Origin of the sequence: Allocoleopsis sp., assembly GCF_036703385.1 — a bacterium.
Classification (GTDB): Bacteria; Cyanobacteriota; Cyanobacteriia; order Cyanobacteriales; family Coleofasciculaceae; genus Allocoleopsis.
Window position 1 is genome coordinate 1 of sequence record NZ_DATNPA010000576.1, and the last position, 10,585, is coordinate 10,585.

9 protein-coding genes are annotated in these 10,585 nt (G+C 45.3%); 5 read left to right on the forward strand and 4 right to left on the reverse strand.

Annotated features, from left to right (window positions below; genetic code table 11):
• Positions 1 to 292 precede the first annotated feature (292 nt).
• Positions 293 to 1,312 carry a hypothetical protein gene (locus tag V6C93_RS27950; RefSeq protein WP_333479945.1) on the reverse strand — a complete coding sequence of 340 codons (1,020 nt, stop codon included), beginning with the start codon at positions 1,310 to 1,312 and terminating at the stop codon, positions 293 to 295.
• Positions 1,313 to 1,700: 388 nt separating this feature from the next.
• On the opposite strand from V6C93_RS27950, the gene V6C93_RS27955 reads away from it, so the two are divergent.
• Entirely contained in the window at positions 1,701 to 2,342 is a 642-nt protein-coding gene (locus tag V6C93_RS27955; protein ID WP_333479946.1) for a LuxR C-terminal-related transcriptional regulator, read from the forward strand.
• Positions 2,343 to 2,663: 321 nt separating this feature from the next.
• Here the strand turns inward: V6C93_RS27955 and V6C93_RS27960 are convergent, their stop codons facing one another.
• Together V6C93_RS27960 and V6C93_RS27965 are read right to left on the reverse strand one after the other, a co-directional pair.
• A complete protein-coding gene (locus V6C93_RS27960; RefSeq protein ID WP_333479947.1) occupies positions 2,664 to 3,212 on the reverse strand; it encodes a Coq4 family protein in 549 nt (182 codons plus the stop codon).
• A 544-nt stretch (positions 3,213 to 3,756) separates the two neighbouring features.
• Positions 3,757 to 4,809 carry a hypothetical protein gene (locus V6C93_RS27965; protein WP_333479948.1) on the reverse strand — a complete coding sequence of 351 codons (1,053 nt, stop codon included), beginning with the start codon at positions 4,807 to 4,809 and terminating at the stop codon, positions 3,757 to 3,759.
• Between the two features lie 456 nt (positions 4,810 to 5,265).
• Here V6C93_RS27965 and V6C93_RS27970 point away from each other — a divergent pair, with 456 nt between their 5' ends.
• Together V6C93_RS27970 and cofG are read left to right on the forward strand one after the other, a co-directional pair.
• Complete coding sequence (locus tag V6C93_RS27970; RefSeq protein WP_333479949.1) at positions 5,266 to 5,904, forward strand: helix-turn-helix transcriptional regulator; 639 nt, start codon at positions 5,266 to 5,268, stop codon at positions 5,902 to 5,904.
• A gap of 190 nt (positions 5,905 to 6,094) precedes the next feature.
• Positions 6,095 to 7,111: a 7,8-didemethyl-8-hydroxy-5-deazariboflavin synthase subunit CofG gene (gene cofG, locus V6C93_RS27975; protein ID WP_333479950.1), complete on the forward strand. Its 1,017-nt coding sequence runs from the start codon at positions 6,095 to 6,097 to the stop codon at positions 7,109 to 7,111.
• Between the two features lie 117 nt (positions 7,112 to 7,228).
• On the opposite strand, the gene V6C93_RS27980 is transcribed toward cofG, so the two are convergent.
• Complete coding sequence (locus tag V6C93_RS27980; protein ID WP_333479951.1) at positions 7,229 to 7,759, reverse strand: phosphoribosyltransferase; 531 nt, start codon at positions 7,757 to 7,759, stop codon at positions 7,229 to 7,231.
• Between the two features lie 145 nt (positions 7,760 to 7,904).
• On the opposite strand from V6C93_RS27980, the gene V6C93_RS27985 reads away from it, so the two are divergent.
• A complete protein-coding gene (locus V6C93_RS27985) occupies positions 7,905 to 9,368 on the forward strand; it encodes an MFS transporter (RefSeq protein ID WP_333479952.1) in 1,464 nt (487 codons plus the stop codon).
• A 324-nt stretch (positions 9,369 to 9,692) separates the two neighbouring features.
• The coding region (locus tag V6C93_RS27990) for a glycosyltransferase family 4 protein (protein WP_333479953.1) at positions 9,693 to 10,585 on the forward strand (893 nt) is incomplete at its 3' end.

The window sequence follows — 10,585 nt, forward strand, 5'->3', positions numbered from 1 at the left end:
CACTCGCAAAACCGATCCCACACGTTCGCAGATTCGCGACGCTGTAATGTGGTTGTCATGTTTTTATGATGGCTTAATAATTTTTCAAGGTTCAGCGGGCGGTTTTGTGTTCGCCCATATTTAACTTAACCCATTTGTTTCTTTTTGTAAAGCTACGTTGAGTAAAAACTCTCATCTTTATTAATTTTGATATCTAAAATCACCTGTAACCCTTTTCCGAAAAGGATTAGAGCCCCAATCAGGTACCAAGGAGATGGGTATCGTGCTTTACCTCAACAGCTAAGTGAGGGTGCTAAAAATCAAGCTGGGAGAGAGCTTGTTCCATGTCCAAGTCCAAAAATTGGTTGACAGGTTTGTACATCCAGTAACTCGGTGATATTTGATCTGAGCCGATTCTTTCAAACCCCAACGCCAGCGCTAAACTCTCGTAACTGTATACGGGATGGAGAATCATCACATATAAATCGCACAGGTTGGGAAAGTCTGCCTGCATTTGTTTTAAGGTTTCTTGCGTATCCTTTAATAATCGACACACATTGTCCTTAGTCTTGTAAGGTGTATCGATCGTCCAGCTCCGCACGAAGACAGCACAGCAATCTGGATCGGGGGGGATGGCGATTTGCAGCGGGTCGATCTCTGAATTAGAGCCTAAATGCAGGGTTTTGTTGGGAGAGAGAAAGAAATTCTTCTCAGAAGCCTCAGCGGTGGGATAAAGAAGATAAAATCCTACAGGCTTTGCGTTATCACAGCGACGCAGCACGCGCATAGCTTTTGGATATTTTTTAACCCAACGGCGCAGGACATTAACGATCTTGAGCTTGACAGCCGCCGTGTCGCTGTTTAGCCAGCTGTAGAGGTTAGACAGAAACTCGGCAACAAACACAGCATCGTTATGGCTAAAAGCATCCACATCTACGGGTTGAGGAGAGGGCGGTGGCTTCAGCTGATATAGGATTTGAATACAAAGGCTATTGCCATCAAATTTTTTTTCAATTAATCCGCGATCGCGCAGCTTATTCAGCATCATTCCCGCCGAGCGATCGCTTCCCCGATCTTGCTCTTGGTCACAATAGAACAGTGCCGCTGCTTCCTCAAGGGTACAAGAGACAAAACCGTCTGGTAGGGAAAGATCTATCAGAGGCCGCTTCACGTTTTTCCCCAGTTTGCGTTGCTGCTTAACCCATAAGTAGGCCCACAATCGCAGATAATATTTAGCCTGACGCGAAGTTATACTAATTTGTTCGGTGAGCCTTGAGATATATTTTTCCTGTTGCTCAATCGGAAACCACTGATTGATATCTTCTGGTTCCATATCCTCCAGCTTCCTAGAAAAGTGGACAAACAATTTGAAACTCACGCTCAAGTGACCTAGAACCGCTTGCTTAAACTATTTTGTTACTATTGCTACTAAATTACCTCCGTTAAACCGAGTTAACACATCCCCTCAGCTCTTTCACAGCTCTCCTACAGTACTAGGATTTAGAGCTGGGATAGCCAAATAAAAGAATTGTCGGAAAACTTCACCCTGCTTCCTCTGGCTTCACCCTGGTTCATCCTACAGCAGATAGTTCAGGCTATTTGAGCAATGTACAGCTTGCTCATGGCAGATACATCGATTCAAACATCAGAATGGCAGTAACACTCAACGAATAAGTCTTGTAGCAACTTGACTTCTCTGTTGACAATTCTGATGGAGATGTATGATGGTGATTATCGCCTCCGAAATCAATAGCAACAACGAAACTCTTAAACAATCAATATATTCCCAAAAACCGATTCAAGGTTCTCATGTCCTAGATTCAAAACAACCTTCTTGGCTCCAAGCCATTATCGAAGGATTGGTTGATGGAATCTTGGTTCTGAGCCAGCAAGGAGAGTGGATTTACGCTAATGAGTGTGCGCGTCAAATCTGTCAGCAACTTTCCCCAGGGAAAACACTGAGCAATTCAGTCCCCCAAGTCATCTGGCAGGTTTGCGAATCATTACGCGATCGCCTGGAGCTATTAAGCGATCAAGAAGCGATCATCGGCAATGAAATAAAACCCAACAATTCAGTAAATTTTAGAGTTCGCGTTCGGTGGTTAGTGCTAGAAGACAGCGCTCATCCTTTGATATTAGTGACAATTGAAGACCAGAATCAGGCCAGAAAGATGCAAGCGATCGCAGATGCCAAGAAATATGGCTTGACTCGTCGTGAAACCGAAGTTTGGTCACTGCATCAATCCAGGCTTTCTTACAAAGAAATTGCAGACAGGTTGTACATTACACTTAACACCGTCAAGAAGCACATCAAGAATATTTATGCCAAGCAACAGGAGTTCCTGCTAACTCAAGATGAATAAACTTCAAGAAGATAGGTGAGTTTAAGGCACGATATAGCTCTTCTCGATTTGATGAGGTACATTGTTCTGACCTCTCTCCTACAAGGAGAGAGGCTTTGATTCTTATACCAATTTCCTCAATGCTTGCTACAAATACTTTTCTTGTTCCCCCCTTAACAAGGGGGGTTAGGGGGGTAGTCAATGTAGCACTAGTTAATGAAATTGGTATTACTCCCCTTCACTCCTAGGAACCAGAGCAACCGGAGCCGCAGGTGAGGATGAGGAGGTGGGGGTTAGGTTATTCTGATGTATCTCACGCAACTGAGAACTGCTATAGCTTACCTATTGCTTGGCTTCCTGTAATGAGCGTTGCAGCACCACAGTTTTCTGGGTATCGGCAACGCCTTTTTTGTAACTATTTAAGGGTAGGATATTTAGCCTTTGCTGGACTTCAGTCAGCGGAGTATGCCAATCAGATTTAATATCCCAATTAATCAGGGGTTTGGCTTGTTTCCCTATCTTCAGTATTGACCTAATCTCTTGGAGATTGCACATGCCGGTTAGCCATCCAACTAACACAACGATCGCACTCGTGGGACGAAACACTTGAGCACGGGTAAATATCTGGAGCAGGAATTCATCATGAGGTGAAGAATTAAATCCTGTGAGAACATGCCAAACATCATGGGTTCGCTGAATCCAATCTCCACTATTGAGCGGGTCAAAGCCGTTATGATCGAGAAAATAAGCAACTTCACGACCCAATGTACCGTCAGGTAATTGACGTAACTCCTCCAATTCTTCTGAGGTTATGCTGAACTCGCGATCAGGATGAATTTGGGGATTAACGGTTTGAGCAATTTTCAAGATGATTTTTAACCAAAATGGCATGATAAATCTTTCCTAAGTAAAAGTCCTTTGGATACTCTGAACGGCAGATATAGCGTTTCACAGTTGGGTGAAGTACACAGCGAATAACCTAACCCCCTACCCGTTACCTACTAGGGTTGCGGGATAAAAAACCAAAGCTTAACAAAGAGAGCAGGACAGAGGTTTTCTAGAGAGGTCAGAGTGTATCTCATCCAATCTAGAAGGGCTAGAAAATCTTTCTTTCTAGGTGTTGCACACCCGCCGATGAAAATTTTTGTAAATTTCAATTTGAGAGGTGTAGAGGCATAACTGATAGTGCTTTTCTTGGCAATTTATTCAAGGAGTCTTTTATCTGAGGTTGGAGTTTTGGGCTATCTGTACTATATCTGTAGATTAAAAAAAACTTTTGGAGTGCGATAGTACCCCAGAGGGTAATCTTTTCTCAAAAAATTGCCGAGAAAATTGCCGATATGGCAGAATCTAACAGGCTCTTAATATAACCTGATCTACTCATTCTTCCTATTAGTTTGTACTATCAAATCCGGTTGATTCGGAATAACTGGCGCTAAAACTCCGGAGAAGGGTAGGCAAACTCAAGCTTGGAAACAGTTTCTGCCATATCCAAGGCTAAAAACTGGTCTACTGCCATATACAACCAATGAATCGGTATCTTCGGATTGAGGCCAATTTTTTGAAACCCTAGAGCGCTTGCCAGTTCTTCATATCTGGGATGAATCAGGATGGCGTAGAAATCACAGAGATTGGGAAAATCAGCCTGCATCCGCCCTAATGTATGCTGTACATCTTCTAAGAAGCGATGTACATTCTCCCATGTCTTGTAGGGTGTATCAATCATCCAACTGCGTACCATTACCGAGGTGCAATCTTCCTTTGCGGGGATAGCCATTTTCAGCGGGTCGATATCCGAGGCGGAACTTAAATGAAGACTTTGACTCGGAGGGAGAGAAAATTTCTCCTCAGATTCGGGTGCAACGGGGTAAAGCACGTAAAATCCGACCGGATGAGAGGTGTTACGATGACGCAGCACACGCATCCCCGCTGGGTATTGCATAGCCCAAGAGCGTAATAGCTTTTTGATCTTGTGCGGGACAACTGTATGGGTGTGGCTCATCCAGTTGTAGTTGTGAGCGAGAAAATTCGCAACTGGGACGGCGTCAGTTCGGGGATTAAAGTCATCGACCAAGAGTTCTATTTGCTCTGGTGGCAGAGGTGTTTCAGTCAGGTTCGGCACGCCTCGAATCTGCAAACAAAGTGTATTCCCATCAAAGTCTTTCTCAATTAACCCCAGCGCTGCCAGGATATCAATCATCATTCCTGCTGCGCGATCGCTTCCTCGGTCTTTGTTAGCGTAAAACAATTCTGCCGCTTCCCGATGGGTGCAAGCCACAAATCCTTCGGGAAGCAGCAATTGAGTTAAGGGTTGTCTCAAACGAGAGCCTATTTCTTGCTGCTGTTTGAGTAGTAGATAAGTCCACAACCGCACAAAACATTCAGCGCGACGACGGGTGAGGCCAACTCGCCTGGGATTTAGGAGCATTGAAATGTAATTGCGCTGTTGTTCAATCGGAAACCACTGATCGATCAATTCTGGATTCATATCCCGTAGGTCGTTGAACGAATAGAGCCTTTGGCAGAGTCAATTGGTGATCCGTAGCTGTAGTACTTATCATCTTTTCCTTGGCTATTTATGCAATGAAGTTTAGTCTAGAAACTCTCTTCAGCGTTTTAGGACAAAACTTAATAGCCACCTAAACAGTTACGACAGATACTAATTGTCTCCATGTACCTGAGCAATCTAGATCAACACCCTGAAATTCTATAATTTCGTATTTTATTAGCAAAACTATTGTACAGCAGAAAAACTTCACCCTACTTCAGATAGATTCACCGTTCCTCCATCTCTACAACAGAATTCGCTAAGTTTTGGAAATCTCCGACTTACTCCTTGTAGCTACACCTGCTCAAAAAACAGAATGAGCTTATCACTCAACTGAGAAGCTTCTCCCATCGCTCGGCTTCTCAGCTGCTAATTTGAAGGAGATTCATGATGTCCATGCTGGCACCTACACTCAACCGTCACCTGAAAACTGTTGAAAGCCTAAATTGTTCGGGAAAACAGCTCAAAGCGCCTTATGCTCAACATGCAAAACACCCTTACTTGCTGCAAGCCATTATTGAAGGCTTTGTAGACGGCGTCTTAATTTTGACCGAACAAGGGAAGTGGGTTCACGCCAATAAGCGCGCGCGTCGAATCTGTCAGCAATTTTCTTCAGAGCAATTAGAGCGCAAGTCAGTTCCTCTACCTATTTGGCGGATTTGCGAATCGTTGCTCGATAGCCGTGAACTCTTTCCCGAACAAAGAATGATTATTGAGGCAGAAGTACACACCCATCATGCAGACCTTTTACGCGTTAGGGTTCGATGGCTACAGTTAGATACAAACGATTCTCCTTACTTGTTGGTGACCCTAGAAGATCAAAATCAGTCTACCAACAATAAAGCGATCGCTGAAGCACAGAAATATAACTTGACTCCCCGTGAAGCTGAAGTTTGGTCACTCCGTCGTGGCAACTACTCTTACAAAGAAATCGCCACCCAGTTGTACATTACAACTAATACCGTCAAGAAACACCTAAAAAACGTTTACGCCAAACAACAAGGGAGTGTTTGGAGTGAGACTACTAGTGTTTAGGTGAGTGGCATCAAACGTCAGGTTGAACCTCAAACTCCTGCAAGCAGGGCTGGGTTGATTCACCTACCCATCTGTTAGGGTTCTTTAGTGTTCCGTTAAGGAATTGGGTCTGGAAGCATTTTACACAAAAGCCAAGAGGTTGTTGAATACGTCACACTTCTTAATAGCTGACTGTGTAATGATCGAACCCATGACACGATCCGATTCCCGAACCGTTACCTACAGCCCTGCTTACACTCTCGTTCCGACTTACGAGTGCTTTAATCGGTGTACCTACTGTAATTTTCGCACCGATCCAGGCAAAAGCCCTTGGCTGCCACTTTTGGCGGCGCAAAGTAAGCTGAGACAGCTTCAGAATCAGGGTGTTTGTGAAATACTCATCCTCAGTGGTGAGGTGCATCCCCGCTCATCACGTCGAGATGAATGGTTCCAACACATTTATGATATGGGCGAACTCGCTCTATCGATGGGATTTTTGCCCCATACGAATGCGGGGCCCCTGAGTTTTGAGGAGATGAAAGTACTTAAGCAGGTGAATGTGTCGATGGGGTTAATGCTGGAACAGCTAGCGCCCAAATTACTGCAAACCGTTCACCGCCATGCTCCAAGTAAGGTACCAGGGGTGCGTCTACAACAACTGGAATGGGCGGGGGAATTGCGGATTCCGTTTACGACGGGGTTACTGTTGGGGATTGGGGAGACACCAGAGGATTGGTGGGAAACGTTGGATGCGATCGCACAGCTTCATTCTATATATGGTCATATCCAAGAAGTCATTTTGCAACCCTATAGTCCCGGAAGTCAGCAGAGTTGGGATGCGCCTGCTTTTGATTCCCGTCAGTTACCGGAGGTTATTGCCAAAGCGCGTGAGATTTTGCCACCGGATATTACGATTCAGATTCCGCCTAATTTGGTAGGGCACCCACAAGGGGTGCCCGTACAAGCGTGTTTGGAGGCGGGTGCTAGGGATTTGGGGGGAATTGGGCCAAAAGATGAGGTGAATCCGGATTATCCTCATCCTTGTGCTGAGCAGTTGAGGGAAATTTTAGAGCCTGCTGGGTGGGAGTTGGTGCCGAGATTGCCGATTTATCCTCAGTATGACAGTTGGTTGTCACCAAGATTGCGATCGCTGGTTGAGCGGTGGCGGACTGGTGCATTGCCTGAAACTGTAGGGGCGATTCCTGAATCGCCCCTAGGCGAAATTTAAGCTGTTCTCTAGGGGCAGTAAATGATGATGGCTGAACCGGAGAAAGGGATCGCACCAACAGATAAGATGGGCAATGCCCACCTTACCTATAGAGCATCTGCGTAAGTTTGAGGACATTTATCCCCTTGGCACTTCCCCAACCAGATAGCTTTGAGCTAACTGTGCAGGACTCATCAGTTCATACCGTTCAAACGGCTGATGAATCCAAGGATTGTCTGCTAAATAATCCACATAATAATCGGGGGTGAACACAGAGCAATCTTTGTACCAAAGGACAGCCGTGCGAATCTCCTCAATTTCATTCCCATGATGCTCCTCGAGCCAAGTCATCGACTCCCGAAGGCTAATACCCGAATCCACTAAATCATCAACAAGTAACACGCGACTACCCAATTTTTCAGTAGTCATTGCCAAATGGCGCGAAAAGTGAATCGTACCTCGAACCCGATTCTCTGCCCCTCCATAGGAAGACGCGGAAAGAATTGCTAGGGGTTTGTCGTAAATTCGACATAAAATGTCCCCAACTCGTAACCCTCCCTTGGCGATGCAGACAATTTGGTCGAAGTCCCACTTCGATTCATAGATTTTGGCACCCAGCAGTTCAATTTTTTGATGGTACTCAGACCAAGAAATGTAAAGGTCAGGCATAACGAGCGTCTAAAAAGGCGTCAATAAGCAGTAAACCAAATCGTACAACGAGTAACTACATCCCCTGGTTTAAAATTGGACGACTGCCAAAGGTTATATTCGCGTTGTGCGATTTTCAGTTCCAGTTGCTAGTTCATCTGCTGTTATGAGTAACACTTCCTCTTCTGACTCTTCCGTTCCCCCCGATACATCTATTTCCCAAAAGCTGAGTTTTAGTACCAAACTCGCTTACGGTGCTGGCGATTTGGGGCCGGCTATCACGGCTAACTTGGGTGTATTTTTTGCGCTGTTTTTCTTCACCAATGTGGCAGGACTCAGTGCTGGGTTGGCAGGCAGCATTCTCATGATTGGTAAGATTTGGGATGCGGTTAATGATCCAATGGTGGGGGTGTTAAGCGATCGCACCAAAAGCCGTTGGGGACGACGACTCCCCTGGATGCTCTATGGGGCAATTCCCTTTGGAATTTTCTTCTTTTTACAATGGATTGTTCCCAACTTCAGTGCTGACAGAACGGCTAACAACTGGGCGCTGTTTGGGTACTATGTCATTATTGGGATTTTCTTCAATAGCTTTTATACGGCAGTGAATCTGCCTTATACTGCCCTCACCCCAGAACTCACCCAGGACTACAACGAACGCACCAGCCTCAATAGCTTCCGCTTTGCCTTTTCGATTGGTGGCAGCATTCTATCGTTGATTCTGGCTCAGCTGATCTTCGCTCTTTTAAAAATTCCCGTCACTCAACAGTATTTGGTTTTAGCCGGGATTTGTACGGTTCTGTCTGTCTTGCCTTTATTTTTGTGTGTTTTTGGTGTGCGCGATCGCATCCTGGCTTATGAAGCCGAACATAGTAGTACAGAGCAATCCGAACAGATTCCCATCCCAGAACAGCTACGCATTGCCTTCAGTAACCGTCCCTTTTTATTTGTAGTGGGAATCTATCTGTTTTCCTGGCTAGGCGTCCAAGTTACCGCGTCCATTCTTCCTTATTTCGTGGTCAATTGGATGGGTTTACCAGAGGCGCAGTTTCCCCAAGTTGCGATCGCTGTTCAAGGCACTGCCCTAATCATGTTATTCGTTTGGAAAGCCATTAGCGATCGCGTCGGCAAAAAAGCCGTCTATTTCATGGGTATGGCGTTGTGGATTATCGCTCAAGCGGGTTTATTTTTCCTGCAACCGAGTCAAGTTGGCTTGATGTATATCCTCGCTATCCTGGCAGGATTTGGTGTTTCCACCGCTTACCTCATCCCTTGGTCAATGATGCCAGATGTGATTGAACTCGATGAACTCGAAACCGGTCAGCGTCGGGAAGGTGTTTTTTATGGCTTCATGGTATTGTTACAAAAAGTCGGTTTAGCCATTGGGTTGTTTATCGTCGGGCAAGCCTTGGAAGTGGCGGGTTTTATTGAGCAAATTCCCGGACAACCAACACCTACTCAACCTGACTCTGCCTTGTTAGCCATCCGCATTGCGATCGGTCCTATCCCAACCGTTGCCTTAATTTTTGGTTTGATTCTTGCCTACTTCTATCCCATCACCCGCGAAGTTCATGCAGAAATTCTCTTGAAGCTCCAAGAGCGTAAGTCGGGATTGGAACGTAGGGAGTGATGTTCTTTTGTATTAGGTCTTAACTCAGTTTTGGCCTGTTCTCCCGTTAAACAATCGATTATAACGGGAGTCCTCGTCGTGAGTGAAGATGGATGACGAGAGTGATCGATTATGGTATTTTTAAGAAAACGTAATACACCTGCATTCAGACAGTTTTACCTAACAAACAAATGCCATGTTTCTAGGTTGAACTGTACTGTTACATTTTTGACCGACAGATTTCTTAGTAGGAAAAATCAAACTAGCTTTTTTCAAACCTCGTCAAGAAAACCTAACAAGAGGTTTTGACGCCTTTTCACTGAACACAGTCGTAACATCTACTCCATGAGAATTGCACAGATTGCTCCCCTTTGGGAACGTGTTCCTCCCTTCCGTTATGGTGGAACAGAGTTAATTGTCAGTTTGTTAACCGATGAATTAGTGCGGCGCGGTCATGAAGTGACATTATTTGCGTCGGGTGACTCTATTACCAAAGCTCGCTTGGAATTCATACATGAGCAAGCGCTGAGATTAGATAAAAAGGTTAAAGAACCGGGTCTTTACGAGCAAATGATGCTCGCAAAAGTCTATCATCAAGCTCATCATTTCGATATTATCCATTCTCACGTTGGCTGTGCAGTTCTGCCCTATTGCAGTTTCGTTAAGACACCAACGGTTCACACCATGCATGGTGTTTTCACGCCGGATAATGAGAAAATGTTTCGGCAATTTGCATGGCAACCTTACATCAGTATTAGTGAGGCTCAACGAGAACCCAGGTTGGGTCTTAACTACGTTCATACTGTTTACAACGGCATCGATACCACCGTTTATCGGTTCCAAGAGCAACCCTCTCAACCCCCCTATCTGGCTTTTGTGGGACGCCTCTCACCGGAAAAAGGGCCAGCTGGTGCAATTGAAATTGCCCGTACACTTGGCTTACCTCTCAAAATGGCAGGTAAGATTGATGCCGTTGACAGAGATTATTTCAACGAACAACTCCAACCCCTGATTGATGGGGAGCAGATCCAATATCTCGGTGAAGTATCCCACGAAGAGAAGATAGAGCTGCTAGCCGGTGCGACAGTTACTCTGTTCCCGATTACCTGGCGAGAACCATTTGGCTTGGTAATGATTGAATCAATGGCAACGGGAACTCCGGTGGTGGGTATGGCGTTGGGTTCGGTGCCAGAGGTAATTGCCAATGGGAAGACCGGGTTTGTCTGCGGCAGTCTGGA